Source organism: Clostridium sp. (assembly GCF_047718555.1).
In the GTDB taxonomy this organism is placed as follows: Bacteria; Bacillota; Clostridia; order Clostridiales; family Clostridiaceae; genus Clostridium_I.
This window is the reverse complement of sequence record NZ_JBDNRK010000013.1, coordinates 1-24,593: the sequence shown is the minus strand read 5'-3', so window position 1 is coordinate 24,593 and position 24,593 is coordinate 1. Positions and strand designations below refer to the sequence as shown.

22 protein-coding genes are annotated in these 24,593 nt (G+C 30.7%); 3 read left to right on the top strand and 19 right to left on the bottom strand.

What is annotated here, in order from left to right; genetic code table 11:
• Positions 1-6: 6 nt before the first annotated feature.
• The 12 genes from ABF633_RS07380 to ABF633_RS07325 form a co-directional block, all read right to left on the bottom strand.
• The gene (locus ABF633_RS07380; protein WP_415523018.1) at positions 7-453 is read right to left on the bottom strand and encodes a pyridoxamine 5'-phosphate oxidase family protein; all 447 of its coding nucleotides are present in this window, start codon (positions 451-453) and stop codon (positions 7-9) included.
• 338 nt (positions 454-791) lie between these two features.
• Positions 792-977 carry a hypothetical protein gene (locus ABF633_RS07375; protein WP_415523016.1) on the bottom strand — a complete coding sequence of 62 codons (186 nt, stop codon included), beginning with the start codon at positions 975-977 and terminating at the stop codon, positions 792-794.
• An 89-nt stretch (positions 978-1,066) separates the two neighbouring features.
• Positions 1,067-2,170, bottom strand: coding sequence for an iron-containing alcohol dehydrogenase family protein (locus ABF633_RS07370; RefSeq protein ID WP_415523015.1), 1,104 nt, complete (start codon positions 2,168-2,170; stop codon positions 1,067-1,069).
• Positions 2,170-3,279 carry a histidinol-phosphate transaminase gene (gene hisC / locus ABF633_RS07365; protein ID WP_415523014.1) on the bottom strand — a complete coding sequence of 370 codons (1,110 nt, stop codon included), beginning with the start codon at positions 3,277-3,279 and terminating at the stop codon, positions 2,170-2,172. Before hisC ends, ABF633_RS07370 begins: the two co-directional genes overlap by 1 nt.
• A gap of 354 nt (positions 3,280-3,633) precedes the next feature.
• Positions 3,634-4,950 carry a nitrogenase component 1 gene (locus ABF633_RS07360; RefSeq protein ID WP_415523013.1) on the bottom strand — a complete coding sequence of 439 codons (1,317 nt, stop codon included), beginning with the start codon at positions 4,948-4,950 and terminating at the stop codon, positions 3,634-3,636.
• Entirely contained in the window at positions 4,950-6,419 is a 1,470-nt protein-coding gene (locus ABF633_RS07355; RefSeq protein ID WP_415523012.1) for a nitrogenase component 1, read from the bottom strand. The genes ABF633_RS07360 and ABF633_RS07355 overlap by 1 nt, the downstream gene beginning before the upstream one ends.
• Before the next feature lie 161 nt (positions 6,420-6,580).
• Positions 6,581-7,471 carry a radical SAM protein gene (locus ABF633_RS07350; protein ID WP_415523011.1) on the bottom strand — a complete coding sequence of 297 codons (891 nt, stop codon included), beginning with the start codon at positions 7,469-7,471 and terminating at the stop codon, positions 6,581-6,583.
• A 386-nt stretch (positions 7,472-7,857) separates the two neighbouring features.
• Positions 7,858-9,165 (bottom strand): O-acetylhomoserine aminocarboxypropyltransferase/cysteine synthase family protein, encoded by a 1,308-nt coding sequence (locus ABF633_RS07345; RefSeq protein WP_415523009.1) that lies wholly within the window; start codon positions 9,163-9,165, stop codon positions 7,858-7,860.
• A gap of 309 nt (positions 9,166-9,474) precedes the next feature.
• The gene (gene cysK / locus ABF633_RS07340; protein WP_415523007.1) at positions 9,475-10,422 is read right to left on the bottom strand and encodes a cysteine synthase A; all 948 of its coding nucleotides are present in this window, start codon (positions 10,420-10,422) and stop codon (positions 9,475-9,477) included.
• A gap of 70 nt (positions 10,423-10,492) precedes the next feature.
• Positions 10,493-11,482, bottom strand: a complete 990-nt coding sequence (locus ABF633_RS07335; RefSeq protein WP_415523006.1) for an ABC transporter ATP-binding protein — start codon at positions 11,480-11,482, stop codon at positions 10,493-10,495.
• 27 nt (positions 11,483-11,509) lie between these two features.
• Positions 11,510-12,328 (bottom strand): ABC transporter permease, encoded by an 819-nt coding sequence (locus ABF633_RS07330; protein ID WP_415523005.1) that lies wholly within the window; start codon positions 12,326-12,328, stop codon positions 11,510-11,512.
• 375 nt (positions 12,329-12,703) lie between these two features.
• Positions 12,704-13,912, bottom strand: a complete 1,209-nt coding sequence (locus tag ABF633_RS07325; RefSeq protein ID WP_415523004.1) for a sulfite exporter TauE/SafE family protein — start codon at positions 13,910-13,912, stop codon at positions 12,704-12,706.
• Positions 13,913-14,548: 636 nt separating this feature from the next.
• On the opposite strand from ABF633_RS07325, the gene ABF633_RS07320 reads away from it, so the two are divergent.
• The 3 genes from ABF633_RS07320 to ABF633_RS07310 are packed head-to-tail and all read left to right on the top strand — an operon-like array spanning position 14,549 to position 16,238.
• On the top strand, positions 14,549-15,088 hold the full coding sequence (locus ABF633_RS07320) for a hypothetical protein (protein WP_415523003.1): 540 nt from the start codon (positions 14,549-14,551) through the stop codon (positions 15,086-15,088).
• Positions 15,089-15,112: 24 nt separating this feature from the next.
• Positions 15,113-16,018 (top strand): 4Fe-4S binding protein, encoded by a 906-nt coding sequence (locus ABF633_RS07315; RefSeq protein ID WP_415523002.1) that lies wholly within the window; start codon positions 15,113-15,115, stop codon positions 16,016-16,018.
• Entirely contained in the window at positions 16,011-16,238 is a 228-nt protein-coding gene (locus tag ABF633_RS07310) for a hypothetical protein (protein WP_415523001.1), read from the top strand. The genes ABF633_RS07315 and ABF633_RS07310 overlap by 8 nt, the downstream gene beginning before the upstream one ends.
• Positions 16,239-16,379: 141 nt before the next feature.
• Here ABF633_RS07310 and ABF633_RS07305 read toward each other — a convergent pair whose 3' ends face one another.
• The 7 genes from ABF633_RS07305 to ABF633_RS07275 all read right to left on the bottom strand — a co-directional run bounded on the left by ABF633_RS07305 (position 16,380) and on the right by ABF633_RS07275 (position 24,178).
• On the bottom strand, positions 16,380-17,450 hold the full coding sequence (locus tag ABF633_RS07305; RefSeq protein ID WP_415523000.1) for an ABC transporter substrate-binding protein: 1,071 nt from the start codon (positions 17,448-17,450) through the stop codon (positions 16,380-16,382).
• Between the two features lie 300 nt (positions 17,451-17,750).
• Positions 17,751-18,821 (bottom strand): ABC transporter substrate-binding protein, encoded by a 1,071-nt coding sequence (locus ABF633_RS07300; protein WP_415522999.1) that lies wholly within the window; start codon positions 18,819-18,821, stop codon positions 17,751-17,753.
• 243 nt (positions 18,822-19,064) lie between these two features.
• Complete coding sequence (locus tag ABF633_RS07295; RefSeq protein ID WP_415522998.1) at positions 19,065-20,135, bottom strand: ABC transporter substrate-binding protein; 1,071 nt, start codon at positions 20,133-20,135, stop codon at positions 19,065-19,067.
• Between the two features lie 484 nt (positions 20,136-20,619).
• Positions 20,620-21,549 carry a cysteine synthase A gene (cysK, locus tag ABF633_RS07290; protein WP_415522997.1) on the bottom strand — a complete coding sequence of 310 codons (930 nt, stop codon included), beginning with the start codon at positions 21,547-21,549 and terminating at the stop codon, positions 20,620-20,622.
• A gap of 112 nt (positions 21,550-21,661) precedes the next feature.
• Positions 21,662-23,053 carry a sensor histidine kinase gene (locus ABF633_RS07285; protein ID WP_415522996.1) on the bottom strand — a complete coding sequence of 464 codons (1,392 nt, stop codon included), beginning with the start codon at positions 23,051-23,053 and terminating at the stop codon, positions 21,662-21,664.
• Positions 23,054-23,068: 15 nt separating this feature from the next.
• Positions 23,069-23,773 (bottom strand): response regulator, encoded by a 705-nt coding sequence (locus tag ABF633_RS07280; RefSeq protein WP_415522995.1) that lies wholly within the window; start codon positions 23,771-23,773, stop codon positions 23,069-23,071.
• Between the two features lie 213 nt (positions 23,774-23,986).
• A complete protein-coding gene (locus ABF633_RS07275) occupies positions 23,987-24,178 on the bottom strand; it encodes a hypothetical protein (protein WP_415522994.1) in 192 nt (63 codons plus the stop codon).
• Positions 24,179-24,593: the final 415 nt, after the last annotated feature.

The following is a 24,593-nucleotide window of genomic DNA, read 5'->3' as shown; positions in this document are numbered from 1 at the left end:
ATAACATTAAATATTTTCAGATACTTCTTTTGGTGATTTAGTATAATCTGCTGCCTTTATAAAATTGGTATTTATCTTATAAATTGATGAATCTTTAATATTTCCATTTTCTACACTGTCTTTTATTGCTGGATAACGGATACTTATACCATCTACAGCCTTCTTAAATTCATTTTCTTCTAAAACCTCCACTGCTTCTCCACTAACAGCCACACTTTTAAAAGTGTCATAAGATTGTTCTGGATTTTCAAAGTAAAAGGTAACAGTTGGATTTGCATTTATTTGTTTAACTTTCTCAGTTTGCTTTGCAGTTAAAAAATATAAATTCAAGCCATCATTGAAGAATGCTCCCATAGGTCTTATATATGGCCTTTTATCTTCTCCCACAGTGATAAGCCATCCTAGCTTTGACTGCTCTATATATTCTATTGCTCCATTTGATATTTCACTCACTTTAATATTCCCCCATTTCATGTATAAGTTTATAAATTATTTCAATATGAATACTATGTATTATTGTAAGTAAAGACTAAAATATAATTTCAATTGCTGATTAAAGTATCTATAAATACAATAAAAAAAGACTATTATTTACTTTAAAGAACATAATAAAAGTAAATATAGTCTCTAGTTTTTCTAGTCAACTGTATACAAAAGAATTACCAAGTATTCATATTTGTTTAATTTAAATTATAAAACTAAACAAATATATTGTCAAATATTTTTTTAATTATAATTAATTTTTTATAAAAATGTTGGTTATGTTTTATATAATACTACATTCATTAAATTTAATATCTATTTAAAAAATTTACTGCTGTATTGGCAAGAAGTGCTGCTCCAATAGGAAGTGACTTTTCATCAATATCAAAATTTGCATTGTGAAGTGAAAAATTCTTTTTATTTAAAAATCCTACTCCCAAAGATATAAATGCAGAGGGAACCATTCGAGAATAGAAAACAAAATCTTCACTCAAAATAAAGCTAAGTGAAGATTAATAATTTATTTAAATAAGAATCTTATTAAATTTTATTTAACTAAATCACAATATGTAAAAGTAAAATTCTATACTATAGCCTGTAAACTTAAACTATCTCTTCCAAGCTCATCAGCTCTAATTATTGCCTTTCTAATTAACTCTTTATTAACCTGAAAATTTAAATTATCTAATTCATCGGAGTTAAAGTTAACACTGTTAGCAATAGTTAATATTTTATCATCAACGTTATCCTTTATCCCCAGCTGTGCTAAAGTAACCGGCAATTCCAATTTATTAAGCAGATCAATAAAATTTATTATTTCTTTTTCACTTTTCCCCTCTAAAATAAACTGTACAATTACTCCAAAAATAACTTTTTCTCCATGTAAAGTTCCCTTGGTATCAGAAATATAAGTTAAGCCATTATGAACGGCATGCCCTATAGCTGCCCTATGCTTCCCGCCGTTTATACTTCCAACTAAGCCGGCTAAAATTATGATAGAATCAATTACATCTTTATATTGATTTTTTATATAGCTTTCCTTAGATTCTATCTGCAATTCGTTGGCGTAATTTTCTAATATATTAAGTGCCAATTTTGCCGTTTGTAAACCAATTTTCAAAGTAATATCACTACTCTCAGCTAAATGTGGTGCAGCTTCATACCATTTTGCAATAGTGTCACCAATACCTGCATTTAAATATCTAGCAGGAGCCTTTGATATTATATTTGTATCAGCTAGTACTAGCTTTGGTGATTTTTCTAACAGTACATAATCTGTATGTTCACCAATATCATTATATATTACAGATAAAGCTGACCATGCCGCGCAGGTTGCAGCAATAGTTGGAACTGTTATTACAGGTAAATCTGCCTTTTCTCCAACAGCCTTTACTAAATCTAGTACTTTACCTCCTCCAATACCTACAATTATATCCACCCCTAATTTAGTAGACAGATCAGAGTATTTATCTATATTTTCAAAAGAACAATAGCCATGAAATTCTTCAATTTCATATTTAATTTTCTCATCTCTGAAACTTTTAAAAAAGTCCTCTCCTACTGACTCTAAAGCTGTTTTACCTCCAATAATTAAAGCATGTTTTCCAAATTCTGAAACATACTTTCCACTCTGTCCCAAAATATTTTCTTCATTAATATAAGCTTCTGGTGCTTTAATTTTTATCATTATATCACCCTCTCAAAATTTTTTAAAGCCACCTTTAATTCTTCAATTAATAGCTGATTTTCTTTTGGTTTTCCAATTGTAATTCTAAGCCAAGTTGGCATATTGTATTCAATGCCAGCACGAACAGCAATACCTTTTTTTAAAATTTTATTCGATATTTCAGTACTATCCTCGTAGACATTAACCATAACAAAATTAGTCTCTGTTGGTATATATTCAAGACCTATTTCATCAAACTCTTTGTAAAAAAATTCTTTGCCTTTATTATTATTTGAAACACATGCATCTCTGTGATTCTGATCCTCTAAACTACCTATAGCAGCTGCTTGCGCCAATCCATTGACATTTATAGGCAATCTTATTTTATTTAATTCGCCAATCAGCTTTTTATTTGCAATACCATAGCCTATCCTAAGTGCAGCCAATCCATAAACTTTAGAAAAAGTTCTCAGTACTATTATATTAGAATATTTATCCACCAATGAAGCCGTCTGAGGATATGCTTCATTAGTAACAAATTCATAATAAGCTTCATCTAGTACTACTAATATATTTTTAGGTATTGAATCTAGAAAACTTATCAAAGCCTCTTTATTGAACATAGTTCCTGTTGGATTATTTGGATTGCACAGCCATATGACTTTAGTTCTATCATTTATTTTTTCTTTTACTTCATTTAAATCTATTGTGTGATTTTTTATAGGAATCTCAACAGGAACCCCATTCATAGCCAAAGTTACAACCTTATACCATCCAAATGTTGGTATAGGTATTACTGATTCATCTCCCGGATTAATAAATCCTTCTGCTACTAGATTAATCAATTCAAAGGATCCGTTACCAAAAATTATCTTTTCTTCATCAAGGTTATAAGTATAAGCTAATTTTTTTCTAAGTTCAGTGCATTGTCCATCTGGATAAAGATATACTCCCTTTAATCCTTCTTCAATTGCTTTTAATGCTAAAGGTGATGGACCCATAGTATTTTCATTTGCTGAGAGTCTTAAAATATTGCTAAGTCCAAGCTCCTGCTGTATTTCCTGAAGTGTTTTAGCAGGTGCATAAGACAATATATTATCTAATGCTTTTCTGCAACTAAGTTCTGACATATTACCATTCCTTCCAAAATAATGTTAAAATTCTCAATAATAACCCACACAATTTTCTATTTATTGCATCCCACAGCAATAATTTTTATCTATATTAGACCATCTCATAAACAGAGTTCTAAGTATCAGTATTTTTGATACTTAGAACTCGTTATCCAGGGACGTATACAATCTTTACTCTCACTTTTACAGAGTATTAGGGCGTGTAGTCATCGGATAAATTTATCAATTTAAATTCCACAAATAATTCAGCACACTCTATAAAGCTTAATTTTTATCTAAAAATTTTTGAACAGAAATATTAGATATGTGAATACCCAAATTAATTACTTGTGAAAACCCAAATTAAATATTTTACTGAAAATCCTGTAGTACTGCAGAATAGATATCCTCTGTTAATCGTAGAGCACCTTCATATCCCAGGTATGATCTACTAAGTACCATCCTATCACTTATAGGTGCAGATATAGATAACTGATAACCCTTAACTTCTCTTGAAATTACTCTATCCCAACCACTACCCAATATAAGTGGTTTTGTTCTGAATTTAGTATTTCTTAAATAATCTTTTATATTTCCGCTATCACTTGTAAATTGAATATCACCTATGATAGCATTAGAATCTTCAGTAAAATTTCCTTTTATTTGTTCATGATACTCTTTAGGTGCATCATCTGTAATAAACTGTTTATCGCCTAATAGTCCTAGATCATTGGTCAAAAATTTAGAAACACCTAGTGCATAAGCACTATCTGCTATAGTAATAAAATGCTTTGGCAGTAATCTGGTTTCAAGTAAGACGTCTGCAGCTCTTTCTATATAATAGAAATATCTGTCTTCCTGTCTTTTTATTACTCCTTCAACAACAGTATCATCAATATGAAGAAGCTTCCCTATACTTCTCAAAAATTTACCTGTTTCCGTTGGACCAATAGGCAGTACTGGATAATGTACATAAGGGGTACCAAACTTCTCCTTTAGATGAATCACATTTTTAAGTCCTACCCAAGGTGATATCAATAAATTATATTGAGCTTTTGTCACATCATTTAAAGCTTTTAAGCCATTACCAGGTCCAAAAATAATATTAGCTTTAACTCCTATCTGAGAAAGCAGATCTTTTATGGTTTCATAGTTCCCTGCCCAAAAAGTATCCTGATAAGGTACGGTAGCCCATATATTTATTAGATTATGTTCTATTTCATCTGCCGGCTTTAAATATTGATCTATAATAGCATCAATAATGAGCTCATGACCTATGAAATTGCTGCCTTTAAAACCTCCTGTTTCAGCATATACTATGGATTTTTCCCCATTTTTAAACTCTTTAACAATTTCAGGCACATTATCTCCCACAATATCTGAAGTACACCCTGTTAATACTACGTATAAATCCGCATCCATTACTTTAAAGGAGTTTGAGATGACCTTTCGTAGTCGATCAGCTCCCCCAAAAACAACCTCTTTTTCTCCTACATCAGTACATGGTATTGAATGCCCTCCTATATATCCAGTTCCCTGACACCCATTTTGCAGACCTAAAGTAGCCCATATTTTTGCAGCACAGCCTGGTCCAGCATGTATTATTGGAACAGCCCTTTCTATGGCTAATACAGATTCATATCCTCCAAGGGTACAAACATGTCTTAATTGTTCAACTACCTCACTCATTATTTCACCTCTTCTTCAAGAAATTTAAATGTATCCTGCTGAAGCCACCAAGAAGTATAAGGTAGTTTGACCCTTTTTGATAAACTAAGTGCAAGATTGTTATTTGCTAAGGCATCTATTATCCTATATCCCAAATCTATTATTCCCCTATAGCCGAAAGCACTAAATTCATCAGCTACCATTACAGAAGGTATGCCCATCTTAGTTGGCCATACAGTGGTACCAGGATGCCTTGATAAATATAGATCTGGTTTTAATTTATTCAGTAAATTTAATATTTCAAAATTTTGTTGATCGCATACACTTATTGGAGTATCATGATCTTTTTCAGATAATTCAATAGTAGACTCTGGTATACTTCCATGATCATATTCCTGATCAAAATGCCAGGAAGCACCCCATATTACTTTAATACCTAATTCTCCAAGTACCCTTATATAATTGTGAGAAAAACTTGGTCCCATACCTACTACCGCAGTTTTTCCCTTTAATTTTCCTCTTATCTCCTCTAGTTCAGGTGCTATTCTCTCTTTTTCCTTTTTTATATATTCCTCTATTTCTTCTTCCTTACCTGTAACCTTACCTAAACCTCTAAGCCAATTATCCATACCAGCAATACCATGAGGCTGCAAGGATCTAACATAAGGTACTCCATATTTTTGTTCCAGCCCATTTCCAAAATAGCTTCCGAGAGTACCACATATGCTTATAGTGGCTGCTGACTCAGACATTGTTGATATTTCTTCTATAGTAGAAAAAGGAACTCCAAATTTAGGTACAAGTCCAAAATTTGATAATATTTCTACTACATAATCACGTCCGCTGCCATTAAAGGTCAACATATTAATAATTTCTGGATGTTTTTCTTTTGGTGGTTTTACTATTCTAGTAAGTAATGCATGAAAGGCTGAATCAAATCCAGAAGCCCATATTTTTGATCTGAAGCCTTCACAAAAAACTGGCACCACAGGTATATTTATTTCAGCTTCTATTTCATCTGCAATACTTTTCACATCATCTCCGATAATAGCGGAAGCGCAGGAAGTAGTTATGAAGATAGCTTTAGGATTAAATCTCCTGTAAGCTTCCCTTATACCATCTCGCAATTTCTTTAATCCACCAAAAACAGTAGTTTCTTCTGTCATATTAGTATTAATGACATTTACATTTCTTTTTTCAAGATCTCTTATATTTTGTCCCCAAAGGAAATTAGTATTTTCCCCAATAACATCTGCTGAGCATCCCCTAGCACCATGATTCACAATAGCGGCATCCATTATACGTGATAGGTATCCCTGAGCACATCCAGAACTACAATTAGTCGCCTGACTAAAGCATCTTTCTTTGTTTTTAAGACATCCAGTTTTAGCTTTTTTTACAAGATCTTTAACAGTTCCAGTGTATCCAGTAATTGCTCCAAGCCTATTTTCTCTAGTAACAGCTTCTATTCTTTTAATGTTTATAGACATAAAACTATATTCCTCCTGTATACAAAATCATTTACGCTTCAATATAGACAAAAAAGGCTAAAAATTTCCCTTGTCATACAATAGAAATATTTAGCCTCCAGTTCTCTGGTCAACTCTTATATTCTATACTATTACTAACTACATAAAACATATCTATATGTTTAACCATGTGAAAAAGTTTCAAGTCTTTCATTTATGACACCATAAAGCTTTAATGAAAGATCCTCTTTACCTGGTATCCCGCATGCATCTGCACGGCAATGCTTGCAATGCCTAAATACGCCAAGATATTTTTCAGCAGTCACTCGCGCTTTATCCAATTGCTCACAGGTAGGCGCTGGAATGTGGCTTAAATCATGTTGTGGTATTAAAGGTATAATATTATATAAAGTAGCTCCTACTTCTTTTACGGTTTTTGCTATCTCCTCTATATGTTCATCATTAACAGTTGGAATAAGCACAGAGTTTACCTTTACTACTACACCTAAACTGCTTATTTTAGCAATTCCTCTGAGTTGGGCTTTTATAAGTATATCTGCGGCCTCTTCTCCATAATATATTTTACCATCTAATACTATATGAGATATAATCTGACTTTGAATCTTTGGATCAACTCCATTTACAGTTACTGTTATAGTTCTCACTCCAGAATCGTAAATATCCTGAGCATAACGTTCAAGCAACAATCCATTTGTACTTAAGCACTTAACAAGATCAGGATAGGCTTTATCCACAAGCTTAAAAGTTTCAATTGCCTGTGGTGTTGCCAAAGTATCTCCAGGTCCTGCTATACCTACTACTGTTATTTGAGGACAAAGTTCCAATGCTCTTCTAACAGTATCTACAGCATCCTTAGGATCTAATATCCCATTTGCAACTCCAGGTCTCTCCTCATTGCTATTGCAATCCCTTTTGCAAAATTTGCACTGAATGTTGCAGGCCGGACTTACTGGAAGATGAATTCTTCCAAAATTATGATGAGCTTCTCCACCTAAACAAGGATGTATTTTAGAAAGATGGGCAAATCCTGAATCTTTATTAGGTTTTAACATAGAATTTCCTCCTTATCAAATGCAATTTTGAATTTTTCTTATATAAACCCTGTAGAATTTTAAAATAAATTCTTATTTACATATAAAAATATTCTAATTTAAATTCATTTCTACATTTAGGTATCTGAAAGTAAATAGTAAGTCAGATATGATAAGATATTGACTAGTTATTTTCCTTCGATATTTTAATTTGTTAATGACATTAATTAAGATTTATAAAAATAATTTCCTATAGATAAAAGAAGAGACTAAGCCCTATGTAGTATTATAGAACTTAGTCTCCAGTTTTTCTGGTAAACTAAAATTATTAATCCCAAGTAATCATATTTGTTTTGTTGAAATTATTATAATTCTTATTCGTTGATTTGTCAAACATAAATTTAATTTTAATTCTCTTCTACAAAATTACCTTTAGCCTTTGCAATGGCTTGTTCCAAATCTTCTATTAAATCCTGTACATTTTCTATTCCAATTGATAATCTTATTGCATTAGAAAATGCTCCAGCTTTTTCTTTATCTTCATCTGTTAACGAGCCATGAGTTGTTTCTGCCGGCTGAGTTGCTAAGGACTTTGAATCTCCTACGTTTACAAGGAAACTAAAAACTTCCAAACTGTCAAGAAATACATCTATTTCTTCTTGGCTGCCATTAAATCCAAAGGACAATATTGAACCTGCTCCCTTAGGAAGATATTTTTTAGCTAAGCCGCTATTTATATTATCCTCAATACCAGGATAGCTCACCCAAGAAACTGATGGATGCTTAGAAAGATATTTTGCAATTTCTTCTGTATTTTTAACTTCTCTATCTACTCTTACTGATAGTGTCTCAATTCCTTGAAGAATTAAAAATGCATCAAAAGGACTAAGTACCGCACCAAAATTTGATAAATAATGTATTCTCACTCTTGTTGTAAATACCGCTTTTGGAAATAATTCGTATAAATTTTTATTTTGAGCCTTGTAATCAGGTCTCGTAAAGTGTGGAAATTTACCATTATTCCAATTAAACTTGTCATTTTCTACAATTAGTCCTCCCAATGTATTACCATGTCCACCTAATGCTTTTGTAGATGAATATACAACTATATCAGCTCCAAAATCAAAAGGTCTTAAGAGATATGGTGTAGGAAAAGTATTATCCACTATAAGAGGAATTCCATTTTCATGTGCAATTTCTGCTACCTTCTCAATATCAAGTATATTTATTAATGGATTTCCTATAGTCTCAGCAAATATTGCTTTTGTATTAGGCGTAATAGCTTTTCTATAGGATTCTGGATCGTTTGGATCTTCTACCCAGTTTACTTTTATATTAAGTTCTGGTAATGTGTATTTTAATAAATTAAATGATCCAGCATATAATGAAGCTGGTGCAACTATTTCTCCACCACCTTCTGCTACATTTAATATTGAATAAGCCACAGCAGCCATACCCGAAGCAACCGCAATAGCTGATGTTCCACCTTCCAGTGCTGTTATTCTCTGCTGAAGTACATCCAAAGTTGGATTACCACTTCTTGAATATAGAAATCCTTTTTCTTCATAATTACGTATTCTTCTAAGTCTTTCTATATTACCAATATTAAAGGAAGCAGTTTGATAAATAGGTACTGTTGAGGCATAATTATGTTTTTCTGGATCATATCCCCCTCTTAATTGTAAAGTTTCAAATCTATAATTTTTTTCTGACATCTATAAACACTCCTTAAAATCAATAATTTAGGCATATGAAAATAAATAGACTAGCATACTGACTAGTTATTTATTTGAATGTGCCTTATTAAAAGCTAAAAACTGTTGAACATCTAAAAAGAAATAACGAGCCTAATACTTTAGTCGGCTGGTTATTTCTTTTTTAATCCTCTAGTAACTACACTGTTTTATGCACGTCCAATTATTAAATGAATCCTAACATTCATTTTGTAATATTGTTTCAAAGACTACAATTTTACGCACAAACAGTTTCATATTATACATATATAAATACTACGAAATATCATATTATTTTACAACACGTAAATGAGAAAATAATAATGTTGATAAATACCTTTCACCAGTATCAGGCAATAAAACCACAATATTTTTCCATTTATTCTCTAATCTTTGTGCAATTTTCATTGCAGCAAATACTGCTGCTCCAGATGACTTTCCCACTAGCAAACCTTCAATTTTAGCTAATTCTCTTGAGGTTTCAAAAGCTTCATTAGCCTTTACTTTATATATCTCATCTACTATATCCTCATTAAATATATTAGAAATAAGACCTGATCCAAGACCTTCTATTTTATTTAAACCTTTTGAACCACCTGATAGAACAGACGAATCAAAAGGTTCCACTGCAACAATTTTAACATTCTGTTTCCGCCTTTTTAAAGCTTCTCCTACTCCAGTAACAGTACCACCTGTTCCTACTCCTCCAACAAAAATGTCAACTTTTCCATCTGTATCTTTCCATATTTCTTCTCCCGTAGTCTGTCTATGCATAGCAGGATTTATGGAATTTTCAAATTGATTCGGAATAAATGAATTTGGAATTTGCTCTGCTAATTCCTCGGCTTTTCGTATTGCGCCTTTCATTCCATAAACCTCAGGTGTTAAAATCAGCTCCGCACCTAGTGCTTTAAGTAAGTTTCTTCTTTCTATGCTCATAGTTTCTGGCATAGTCAATATGAGTCTATAACCTTTTGAAGCTGCAACAAAAGCTAAAGCAATTCCTGTATTTCCACTAGTTGGCTCAATTATAACTGAATCTTTATTTATTAGTCCTTTATCCTCAGCATCCCTAATCATGGCATATCCGATTCTATCCTTAACGCTCCTTGATGGATTGAAATACTCTAATTTAACAATTATTTTAGCCTCTAACCCTTTATATTGGCCATAGTTAGATAGCTCTAATAATGGAGTATTTCCAATTAAATCAACCAGTTTTTTAGCTATTTTCGACATTTGATGTCCTCCCAGACTTCCAATCATAATTTCACTTTTTTATAATTTTTACCACTAGTGAAGCAAAAAGTTATAAATCTACTGTAGGAGATATTTCCTCTGCAATATTGCGGCCTTCATTTATTACTTTAGTTTGATTTTTATCTTCCACATTATGCAGCAGTTCCCAAACCTTATGACTTAACCAGTTAAAATCAGGTGAATTTCTTACATCTCCAAGTTTTCTAGGCCTTGGTAAATCTACATCTATAATTTCTTTTACAGCTCCTGGATTGGCTGATAAAACTGCCACCCTATCTGCAAGGAATACCGCTTCTTCAATACTATGAGTTATAAATACTATAGTTTTATTAGTCTTTTCCCATATGCGGAGAAGTTCTTCCTGCATTGTTTCTCTAGTCTGTGCATCAACAGCCGCAAAAGGTTCATCCATCAAAAGTACTTCTGGATTATAGGCTAATGCTCTAGCTATTGCTACTCTCTGTCTCATACCACCTGATAATTCATGAATATATCTATCTTCAAAACCGGTTAACCCTACTAACTCAATAAACTCCTGACTAATTTCTCTTCTTTGTTTTTTAGGAATCTTTTTTAACTCAAGTCCATATTCAATGTTTCTACGTACATTTCTCCATGGAAATAATGCATATCCCTGTAAAACTATACCACGATCCAAAGCTGGTCCAGTTACTAACTTACCATCTATATACAATTCTCCAGAGGTAGGTTTTGAAAGTCCTGAAAGTATATCTAAAAATGTAGATTTTCCACAGCCACTTGGCCCTACAAGAGTAATAAATTCACCTGCTTTTATTTCTAAATTAATATCTTTAATTGCCGTAAATTCTTTTACACCTTTTTCTCCTCGATTTTTAACTGTAAAAGTACGGGTTATATTTTTAGCTAAAATTTTTGTTTCTTTTTCATTTTTATCTAAATTAACATTGTGATCGTGATGCTCACCTAAATTATCACTGTTAACATGATGCTCATTGGATTTTTCCCCCTCTTTATTAACAAAAACATTTTCCTTTAATACTGCATTCTCTCCACTCATATATAAACACTCCCTTTTATATAAATTTTATATACTTGATGAATCATCTTTCCATGTAATTATTAAACGTTCTAATACTTGCAAAAGCTTTGTCATTAACAATCCAAGTGCTGCAATAGCAATTGCTGCAGAATATAACTTGTTAATATTGTAATTATTTTGTGCATTTAATATTAACCAGCCAAGACCTTTACTTGCTCCTATCATTTCAGCGGCAATAAGCATTAAAAATGCAGTACCAACTGAAGATCTAAGTCCTGCAAAAATCAAAGGTGCTGCCCCTGGCAAAACAACTTTATAAAAAAGTGAAAACTTTGGTGTGGCCATAGCTCGCGCACCTTTTATTAATAATGGATCAATATTTTTAACACCATTAATTGTATGAAATAATACTGGCCATACTGCTACCCAAAAGATTATTGCTACTTTTGCAACTTCACCAATTCCAAAGAACAAAATAAATATAGGAAAAAGGGTAAAAGGGTTAATCTGCGCAAATACTTGTAATAATGGATCCAAAATTTCTTCAAATTTCTTAAACCATCCTCCTAACAAAAATCCTAGAGGTACACCTACTATTATTGAAAGAGCAAAACCTTCCAATGCTCTTGCCATACTTGCCTGTATATGAATGAGTAATTCTCCTGTGGCTAACATCTGCCCAAGATTAATTACAATGTCACCTATTGATGGTATAAACTGTCTGTTCAACACTCCTATTGTAGGCAATATTTGCCATAGAGCAAAGAAGATTATTAAAGCAATAGATTTTCTACCTAGGATCGCTAATTTGTCTAGTATATGTTCCTTTTTCTTAGCTGGTTTTTCAATTGTTATAGCTGACATATAAATATATCCCCCTTATATAAATAATTTATATTATTATTTTAATTATTGATAATGAATCACTTATATTTCTATTTTAATTATGTAATCATTAAAATTTCTCCTCCTTCAATACATAAAGCATATGCAAATAAATAATAAATAAAATCCATTAGTATTATTGACTAGTTATTTACAATACCTAAAATAAAAGAGACCAGGTTTTCATAAATCAAATTTTAGAAAACCTGGTCTCCAGTTATTCTGGTCAACCTTTTATATTAATATATCATTCCTATCTGTTTAGTATACAATACTATAATTTTTAATAGATGTCAATACCTTTTTGTATTTCTTTACAGCATATATATTTTAAAAAGTTTAAATTTCATATACTTATTTCTTTTCAAGTTTCTTTAAATCACTTTCACTATCAACTACTATAACTTTACTTTTTATCATCCCCATCCAGCATGTATATGTAAAGTCACCTGATTCATTTGGAGTAAATTCCACGATATTATCTCCAACAGTAAGACTCTTATTAATTTTCAATTTCGAAACTTGAAATGCCTTATTACAATCATTTAAATTATCTTTATCTACATGCATATTCCATTTAACAGGTATACCTTTAACTACTACTATTTCTGGGAAACTATCAGACTGTACTTCGGCTTGTACTGTCTGACTGTTTCCTTCTATTAATGCAAAAACCTTATGACCATTTTTTGCTATATTCATATTTGGCATTTTAATAGATATACCTGACAGTGCTAATCCTCTTCCAATCATTACTATTCCTAATGAAAAAACAATTACTGCACTTATTTTTAAAATTATTTTAGAAAATTTTTTATTCAAAAATGTATTTATTGTACCAAATGTAAATACCAAAGGCACTGTACCTATTGAAAATATAAACATAGATAAAGCTCCATACAGTACACTTTTTGTGCTCAAAGCATATAGTTGAATCATCTGCAATGGCCCACAGGGCATTAATCCAGACAACAATCCCACAATAATAGGACTATAACCATTACCCTCAAATATTCTTTTTGTAAAAAAATAGGGCATTCTAATATTTACCCATCTTAAAAATTTAAAAATACCTAAAAGATTGATAGCCATAATAATCATAAATATACCACTAATAACTGGCACTACACCTTTCCATATACCGCCAAAGCTTACTACACCTCCAAGCCCTCCAACTATGGCACCAACTACAGTGTATGAAATAATCCTTCCTATATTGTAAAATGAGGATGGTAATATAATTGAACGAAATCTATTATCAGAACTCTCAGCTTCATTTTTTTTAACAGTTTGTGAAATTGCTATTCCACTGCACATTCCAACACAATGAAAAGACGTTAATACACCAAATATAAAGATCAATCCATAACTAGTACTATCATCCAATTTAGGCAGATACTTTAATAAAAATAAATTCTTAAAAACATTTAATACATCAATATTAAAAATTCTTTTAACTGATATTAATAAAATAATTATAAATATAATAATTATTAAAAACATGAATATTTTATAGGATGATTTCTTTAAATTTACATTATCTGTTTTTAATGATTTTATCACCAAATCCATCCCCTTTCCTAAGATAATTGAAAATTATGTTTTTTAAATATGAGTCAATTATTTTCTTTTTATTCATTTTAATCCTCCATAACTATAGATTTTTGTAAATAAAAAAGCCGACTGTTTTATGATAAATGAATCTTTCATAAAACAAGTCAGCCTCCAGTATTTCTGGTTAGCAGAAATTTCTCCAGTATAAATGCAAAAACATTATGCCTATCTGTTTAGTATGAATTAATATTAATAAATTATAATTTATATGTCAATAGAAGGTTATGATTTTATTTAAATCCTATGTAGATATAATGTAATTATTATGAATAATTTATGAACAAAAAAGTTTGAATTATTATGTTAGTAAAGATATTTAGTAATAAATTACACGAATTTTATTTACAATTTATTAATAAAATCTACATCATAATTACACATAAATATAAAATTTTTATTGACAATCAAACAGTAAAGTAATAATATTTTACAAAAGGCACATTTAAAATATAGAAATAGCATGCACTTTATTTGAACTGACCAGAAAACTGGAGGTTAGGATTATCTTATTATTTTAAGAAGATAGTCCTAGCCTTTTTTACATATGAAAAATTTTGCAATAACTATTATAAGGAGATGAAAATGATGAAAAAGAAATTTCTAAAAGTATTTATTTTTTTTACTGCATTTGTACTAATGACTTTAATAACAATAGGTGCTGGATATTATAAAAAAGCAACAGCGGTAGAGCAAAGTTCAAGTTTCAAAATTAAAGTTAACGAGAAAATTAATAATAAAAATATAGCCAAGACTACCATAATAGATATAGCACAACAAGGTTTGCCTAAACAATTAGTCCAACCTAATGTACAGTCAATTAAAGGTACTATTATAAATAGTGAAAAAGAAGATACATCTCTGCAATTACTGTATAAAGGTTTTGATGGAAAAGTAACAATAGGCTCACAAATAGATAAATCTTTTGGAATAAACGGAAATTTAAATATTGTATTAAAGGCAAATGAAGAATTCAATATAACAGTTTTGTTAAATATACCCAGAAATAAGTCAAATAAATATCTAGTAAGCGAAGGAGTCATAAATGTAATAAATACAAAAAACAACAATGTAATCGGAACTATACCTATTAAAGTTATTAACTCAAATGTAAAAGATAAAGATTAAAGGTCTATGAGGAGGTTACAAACAATGACAAAAATAAAAAGAAGTAATGTATTTTTAATTAAAAGAGGAATATGGTATTTATTTGGAATAATTTTATTCTATGCTCCTTTTGCTTTATACGAAAGAGTACTAGGTAAATTAATAAATAATGATGGAAGTTCTTTAAATATTCATTCAATATGCCTTCGTATACCATTATTAAATCTTTTTACAGGTAAAGGATTAGAGTTTATGTCTGTTGTATTTATATCAGTGATTTTATTCTTTGTTCTTACTTTTTTCTTTGGTGCATTTTACTGTGGACGGCTATGCGCAGCAGGAGCTTTTCCAGAATATTTAAGTCGTCTAGTTCCTGAAAGATTTAAAATAAATTGGTACAAAATAATAAATCCAATACCTATTAGATATGGATTTTTAGCAGGATATCTAATAACTCCATTTTTAGCAGGAAGTATTGCCTGTGCATTTTGTAATCTTTCCTTTTTACAACGACTTATGAACGGAGGATTTTGGGGAAATTTTGGACTCTTAAGTTCAACTACAATTATAACAGGATTTCTTTGGCTATTTGTTTTTGGAATATTCACAAAAGGTGGAAGAGGCTATTGTAATTTTATGTGCCCAGTAGGAGCCGTACAGGGAATTATGCAAAGTATAAGTTCAAAGTTTGGTTTTACTTTTAAATTAAGATTATCAAAGGAAAAATGTGTTTCTTGTGCATCTTGTGTGAAAACATGCCCAATGGGGTCTTTACAAAAAAAGAATGGAAAAATATCCTATGAAATTCTCAATTGTATTACCTGCAGACAATGTGAAGCTACATGCCCTAAAAATGCAATCTCTTATGGAACTGGAAAGCCTGGCTGGGAAAAAGAAAGTATTAACGAATCTGATATGCCTATCCCTGTGAGGGGTGCTGTAAATGAATAATAAAATCAAAGAAATCGGAACTGGAATTGGCGTTGCAGGCATCAGTATAGCTGCAACAAGTAATTTTATACCAGGAGTAGGTGCTTGTACAGGAACCTGTGGAGCTTGTGGATTAAGCTGTTTAGTTCCCATTGCAGGTATATCATCTATATATTTATTTTCTGTGACAAAAAAGAAATTTAAGATTAGAAATAATAAAGCAATTAATTATAATAAATAAGTTTTGAAGTTAAAATAGTGCTAGTACTATTCTAGTATTAACACTATTTTTAATAAACATAAATCAGTATAAGTATTTTACTCCATCAAGTAATCTTAATTATCAAGATTACTATTCCTATAAGTTATTGAAGCTTATATATTATTTATAATATGCATCTGTTACTAAATCTTTAGTAGTTAGCTTACCCTTTGGTATGGAGCCAGTTTTAACCGATTCATCTAACCAAGGTTTTAAATACTTTTCATTATCAATATTTAAAGTTTCAGTATAATAATGATTTCCACTAACCGGTTGCCCTATATGTTTTGCAGTTAAATCTGCTGCTTCTTTAGGATTATGATTTGCCCAAGTTTCCGCTTCTGTCATTGCTTTAAGGAAATTTCTAGTTACATTTGGATTTTTAGCAGCCCAAGTTTTATTAACAACCCAGTAACTTAATCCTGCTGTTGGTCCAAGATCAGTATCTGCTGAATCTGCTATTTTTACATTACCTGCTTTTTCCATACCAGTGTAATATGGTGGATGTACTGCTGATACATCAACTGTTCCCTGTTGAAGAGCTTGTATTGCTTGAACATCTGGCATTGTAACCCATTCTATTCTGTCTCTTGGAATTCCAAATTTATCAGCTAAAGTATTTCCTTCAAAATCGGCACAAATATTGGCAGCAATAGTTGTAAACTTTAATTTTTGTCCTTTTTTATAGTTTACTAAATCTTTAAAACTTTTAACTCCAGCCTGTGAAGCCTTTGCACTGACAAACCACCACATATGTCTATATTTAGGATCTACATCTGGTGCTGGATCTATCCCTTCTGGTCCAATACCTATTATATTAGCTCCACCAGCTATTGCAGGTGCATAAGTATTTGGATGAAATGAATCAACATAATTATTTCCATTTAATATTGATGGAATTTCTTGAGCAGCTTGAGTTTCTCCAGTATACTGAACTTTCAAACCATATTTCTTAAAAAATCCCTTTTGATCAGCAACAACCCAAGGTGTAGATGAACAATCTAATTTTGATGAAGTTTTAATTGGAATTAAGCCATCTTTATCAGGTTTTAATTCATCACCTGAAGATTTTGCTGAAGATGCTGAAGCACCGGAAGTTTGCTTACCGCAGGCAGTTGCTATTAAACTTACTAAGCATATCAGTGAAACTAAAGTTAACACAAATTTTTTACTAAATCTTTTTTTAATCATTGAAACTTACCCTCCTAATTTTTTATTAAACTATAGACAAAAATATAGAGACCAAGTCCTTTCAAACTTGTGAAAAGACTTGGTCTCTAGTATTTCTAGTCAACCAAAATAATTTTATTATTCCAATGTGTTTACTATAAAATACTACATTTTTTTTGAAATGTCAACATTTTTTTAAATTCATAACAAAAGGCAAAATGGCATTCATAATACATAAAGACGCATTATGAATGCCATTTTAATTCTTCTATTATTAAAAAATTTTTAAAGTTTAATTTTTAAACTGTTCTAAAATTTAATTTATTTATAGTATTTATCTGTTATTAAATCTTTAGCTGTTATTTTACCTTTTGGTATGGACCCCTTATTAACCAAATCATCAATCCAAGGTTGTACATATTTTGCATTATCAATATTTAAGGTTTCAGTATAATAATGACTTCCACTAACTGGTTGACCTATATGCTTTGCAGTTAAATCTGCTGCTTCTTTAGGATTATGATTTGCCCAAGTTTCTGCCTCAGTGATTGCTTGAAGAAACTTTTTAGCTACATTTGGATTTTTTTCTGCCCAAGTTTTATTAACCACCCAATAGGTTAAACCAGCTGTTGGTCCAAGATCTGTATCGCCTGTATCTGCTATTTTTACATTACCTGCCTTTTCCATTCCAGCGTAATATGGTGGATGAACTGCTGATACATCAACTGTTCCTTGAGTAAGTGCCTGTACAGCTGTAACATCCGGCATTGTAACCCATTCTATTCTGTCTTTTGGAATACCATATTTTTCAGCTAAAACACCGCCTTCAAAATCAGTACAAATATTTGCAGCTCCTGTTGTAAATTTTAATTTCTGACCCTTTTTATAATTTGCTAAATCTTTAAAAGTCTTAACTCCTGCCTGTGATGCCTTTTCACTAACAAACCACCACATATGTCTGTATTTAGGATCTACATCTGGTGCTGGATCTATTCCTGCTGCTCCAATACCTATTATATTAGCGCCTCCTGCTACTGCTGGTGCATAAGTATTTGGATGAAAATCTGCCACATCATTGTTTCCATTCAGTATTGATGGAATTTGCTGAGCTGCCTGAGTCTCACCAGTATACACTGATTTTAAACCATATTTCTTAAAAAATCCCTTTTCATCAGCAACAACCCATGGTGTAGATGCACAATTTGTTTTTGTCCATGTTTTAATTGGAATCAATCCATCTTTATCAGGCTTTAATTCATCCCCTGAAGATTTTGATGAAGATGCTGAGGCACCTGAGGATTGCTTACCGCAAGCAGTTGCCACCAGACTTATTAAGCATATTATTGAAATCAGAACTAATATAAATTTTTTGTTAAATCGTTTTTTAACCATTGAAACTAACCCCTCCTAATTTTTATATTAAATTTTAATTCAATAAATAATTTATTACCTTTTATACCACTTTAGTTATATTTATAAAAAAATTTTACATTCATAAAATTATAAATACAAAGAGACCAAAATTTTTCAAATCCACGAAAAATCTTGGCCTCCAGTATTTCTGGTCAACACAGTAATATCAATTAACAAATCAATACTTATTATTTTAGTTAAATATATGTTGAATTGTACATTTTATTTATAATATGCATCTGTTACCATATCTGAAACTTTTACTTTATCTTTCGGTATTGAACCATTTTTTACTGAATCGTCCAACCAAGGTTTTAGATACTTAGCATTATCAATATTTAGATTTTCAGAATAATAATGATTTCCACTAATTGGTTGTCCTATATGTTTTGCAGTTAAATCTGCAGCTTCTTTAGGATTATGATTTGCCCAAGTATCTGCTTCTGTTATTGCCTTAAGAAATTTTCTAGTTACATTTGGATTTTCAGCTGCCCAGGTTTTGTTTACAACCCAATAAGTCAAGCCTGCTGTTGGTCCAAGATCAGTATCTGCTGTATCTGCTATTTTTATATTTCCAGCCTTTTCCATTCCAGTATAATATGGTGGATGAACTGCCGATACATCAACTGTTCCCTGCGTAAGAGCCTGTAATGCCTGAACATCCGGCATTGTCACCCATTCTATTCTATCTCTTGGAATTCCAAATTTATCAGCTAAAGTATTTCCTTCAAAATCAGTACAAATATTAGCAGAACCTGTTGTAAACTTTAATTTTTGGCCCTTTTTATAATCTGCTAAATCTTTAAAAGTTTTAACTCCAGCCTGTGAAGCTTTAGCACTAACAAACCACCACATATGTCTATATTTAGGATCTACATCTGGTGCCGGATCTATTCCTGCTGGTCCAATACCTATTATATTAGCTCCTCCTGCTATTGCCGGTGCATAAGTATTTGGATGAAAAGCATTAACATTATTGTTTCCATTTAAAATAGATGGGATTTGTTGAGCTGCTTGGGTTTCTCCCGTATATACTACTTTCAAGCCATATTTCTTAAAAAATCCCTTCTGGTCAGCAACAACCCATGGTGTAGATGAACAATCTACTTTTGAAGAAGTTTTTATTGGAATTAAACCATCACTATCCGGCTTTAACTTATCCGTTGTAGATTTTGATGAAGATGCCGATGCACCGGAAGATTGTTTACCGCAGGCAGTTGCCACCAAACTTACTAAACATATTAGTGAGACAAGAACTAATACAAATTTTTTACTAAGTGTTTTTTTAATCATTAAAACTACTCCTCCTAAATTTTTATATTAAATTATTTGTCATATGGAATAATGAGCTTTTTATAAAAATAGTCTAAATATTAATATAAACTATTTTTAAATTAGCAAAATAAATTTCAGAAAAAAAGCTAAGTTCTTTCAAATTAATGAAAAAACTTAGCCTCCAGTAGTTCTGGTCACCTAAATTTTATTATATTATTCCGATGTGTTTACTATAAAATACTATATTTTTAACTAAGTGTCAATACTTTATTCACATTTTTTATTATTTTAATCTTTTTAGATTGAAGATTTATTAAACTTGAATTTCACAAATTATACCTGTAGAAATTGAATTATATACACTTTGCATTCAAAAAATTTTAGAGATTTACTCTCATTTGTGGTAAAATGTTTTTGGAAAAATAAAAAACTAAAGAAGAGAAATCTCTGTGAAAAGTACAAAAATAATAAATGATATTTCCTTTATCTCTAAAACATAAAATTACTGAAATAAAGGAGTTGATAGATATCTTTCACCAGTATCTGGTAATAGCACAACTATCTTTTTACCTTTATTCTCCGGTCTCTTTGCAATTTGTGTTGCTGCAAAAGTAGAAGCTCCTGAGGATATACCTACCAATAATCCTTCATTTTTTGCCAATTCTCTTGCTGTTTCAATAGCTTCTTCATTTTTTACCTGGAATATTTCATCTACAACTTCAGCATTAAAAGTATCTGGAATAAACCCTGCTCCAATTCCCTGAATTTTATGTGGTCCTGGTTTTCCACCAGATAAAACTGGAGAATCAAAAGGTTCAACAGCAATAATTTTTATATTTGGATTTTTGTCTTTTAATGCCTCTCCTACTCCACTAACAGTACCACCGGTACCAACGCCAGCTATAAAAATATCTACTTGCCCATCTGTATCTCTCCAAATTTCTTCAGCAGTAGTTTTTTTATGTATTTCAGGATTATTTGGATTTTTAAATTGTTGTGGTATAAAAGAATTTGGATTTTCCTTTGCCAATTCTTCAGCCTTTTTAATGGCACCTTTCATTCCTTCTGGCCCTGGTGTTAAAACTAACTCTGCACCAAGCGCTTTGAGAAGATTTCTTCTCTCCAAAGTCATTGTCTCAGGCATAGCCAGTATAAGTCTGTATCCTTTTGAAGCTGCCACAAAAGCAAGTCCTATTCCTGTATTACCACTTGTAGGTTCAATTATAACCGTGTCTTTATTTATTAGGCCCTTTTCTTCCGCGTCTTTTATCATAGCATATCCAATTCTATCTTTTACACTTCCTGCTGGATTAAAATACTCTAATTTAGCAATAACTTCAGCTTCCAATCCCTTGTGAGCATTATAATTTGAAAGTTCTAACAATGGTGTATTTCCAATTAAATCAACTAATTTTTTTGCTATTTTTGACATATTTATTTTCCCCCTAAAATTTTATATCCTAACCTACTATTCCTATTTGTTTATTATAATACCATACTGTATAAATAAATTCTATAGTTTTTTACTATTTATAAATATTTTCTTATATTCCTTTTGGTAATAATACAGTAAATTCCGTTCCTTTACCTAAATTACTCTTCACAGCTATATTTCCTTTATGAAAATTTACAATGGCCTTTGCAATAGTAAGTCCTATTCCGGCTCCCCCTGTTAATCTATTTCTAGATTTATCTACCCGATAGAATCGTTCAAATATATAGGGTATATCTTCTGAGGATATTCCTCTTCCTGTATCTTTAACTTTTATAATTATTTCCTTATCACTTTTATCAATAATTATCTCTACATTTCCATCTTTAGGAGTATATTTTAATGAATTGGATATGAGATTTATTATAACTTGACTAATCTTATCTTTATCTGCAAATACAAATTCTCTTTTTCCATTAAGATTAATATTCACACCCTTATTTTTAAAATCAGCCTGAAAATTATACATTATTTTCTTTACTTGATCATAAATATCATATTTAACTTTAGATAATTTATAATTTTCACTTTCATATTCAGCTAAATTTTCTAAATCTCCTACTAATCTATTTATTCTTATACTTTCTTCATGGCAACTTTCCAATCTTTCTATACTTGGTTTCCATATTCCATCTATCATAGCTTCAAGATGACTTTGCAGTGTTGCCAAAGGTGTTCTAAGCTCATGGGCAATATCAGCAGACATTCTTTTTCTCAAATTCTTTTGATTTTCAAGAGTTTCTGTTAAATCATTAATGGTTGAAATCAACAAATCAATTTCTGTAGTTTCAGATTTTTCAGTAATTCTATTATCAAAAAAACCATTAGCAATATTTTGAGCTGCTTTTACAACTCTAGATATAGGACTACTCAACATTTTAGCCATAAGCAATCCCAGTAGTACAGCAAAAAATAATGATGCTATACCCACTCCTAATAAAATCTTATTTAATGTTTTTATAAATGCTATATCGTTATCATTATAATAAAATGGGCCGTAATATCCAATCTGTAAACTTCCTATCTTTCTATTACCGTTGTAAACTGTATATAATTTTTCTTCATATTTACCACTATCCCCACCATAATATTTGTTCATATTATTCTCCATATGATCTATCATCTGTTTGCATAAGCCATTGTTATGAGTAGAAGCATCCCATACTACCTTTCCAGAATTATCATTTAATTTAATAATTAATCCTTGTTCAATAGCGTTCATCCCTATACTTTCAATAGTCTTATAATTCCAGTTTTCATTATCACCATATTGTTTACCAATTAAATCAGTCAATGCCTTATTTTTATTTTCTTGATTTTCCATAGTATAAGTCTTAAATTGTTTTTCTAAAAATATATTTATGGTTAAACTTATCATTAATATACTTATTACAGCCACTAAAGCATAGGTCAATGACAATTTTGTCTTTAGACTACTCTTCATTGATTACCCTCCTAACTAAGCATCTCCAAATTTATAGCCTATACCACGTATAGTCTGAATATATTTAGGCACCTTAGGATCACTTTCAATTTTATGTCTCAAATTCTTTATATGGGAATCGACAGCCCTATCATACCCTCCAAAATCTCCACCTAATGCAATAGAAATCAGTTCTTCTCTCGTAAATACTTTTGAAGGATGCTTAGCCATTGCAATAAGTATATTGTACTCATTACGGGTAAGATTAACCAAGCTTCCAGCTTTTCTGACTTCATAGGATACATTATCTATAATAAGATCATTTTGATTAAAAGAATATATATCAGACGTCTGAACTTCATCAACTTCAACTCTTCTTAATAATGCCTTTACTCTAGCAACAAGTTGCCTTGGACTAAAAGGTTTCGTTATATAGTCATCTGCTCCTATATCAAGACCATTTAAAATATCATCCTCACCAATTTTTGCGGTAAGCATAATTATAGGAACTTTTGATTTTTTAATTCTTAAAAATTTACATATTTCTTCACCATTTATATCAGGCAGCATTAGATCTAAAATAATAAGATCAGGATTCACATTATAAAATAAATTTATAGCTTCATTTCCGTTAGCAGCTGTAAAAGCATAAAAATTACTATTTTCAATATATGATTTTATAACTTCTACAATTTTCATTTCATCATCCACAATTAATATCTTTTTTCTATCTTCATTCATATTAAGGCTCCATTCAAATATTAAAATTTTATATATAATGATTATCTCACAAAAGTTATTAAATAAAAGTTAGCTACTATACATTAGGAAAAATTAATCTACAAAATGCAATAAGCTGAATAATAAATACTTATTTACAGCCTATTGTTTTAATTATATAAGACATTACAGCGGACAATAAATTGTATAGAATTTACTACTTTTTAATGATTATTATTTACTTGCATTGCTTATATTACTCATATTACTCATATTACTCATATTACTCATATTACTCATATTACTCATGTTACTCATCGAAGCATTATTATCTTCAGTAGTTTTATTTGAACCGCAACTAGTTAATATTAGAGTTACTAATATTAAGGTTATTAAGTTTACAATTATCCATTTTTTCTTTGCCACTAAAATACCCCCAATTAATTTTAAATATAACAAAAAGCTAAATAACTATTTTAAATAATTATTTAGCCTCCAGTTTTCTGGTCAACTATTGACAATTTATTCAGAAACTCATAGTAATCCTATGTAATTAATGTGTTTATATATTATTGCATTTTACTTCTATTGTCAATACAATTCATAAATTATTAATAGTTTCTACATTGTTTCTACAACAAATATTTAATATGTGTATGCTATTTTGTTAATCTGCATATTCCATATAATATCTTTAATCAGAAAAATACCAGTTCACAGATAATGAACTGGTATTTTCCACTAATAGCTCTTTACTTAACCTGACTAACTTGGCGTTGAACTCCCCCTTCTTCAAGTGGGAGTTCAACGCCAAGTAAGCCATGCATTTGCAGTTCTAAAA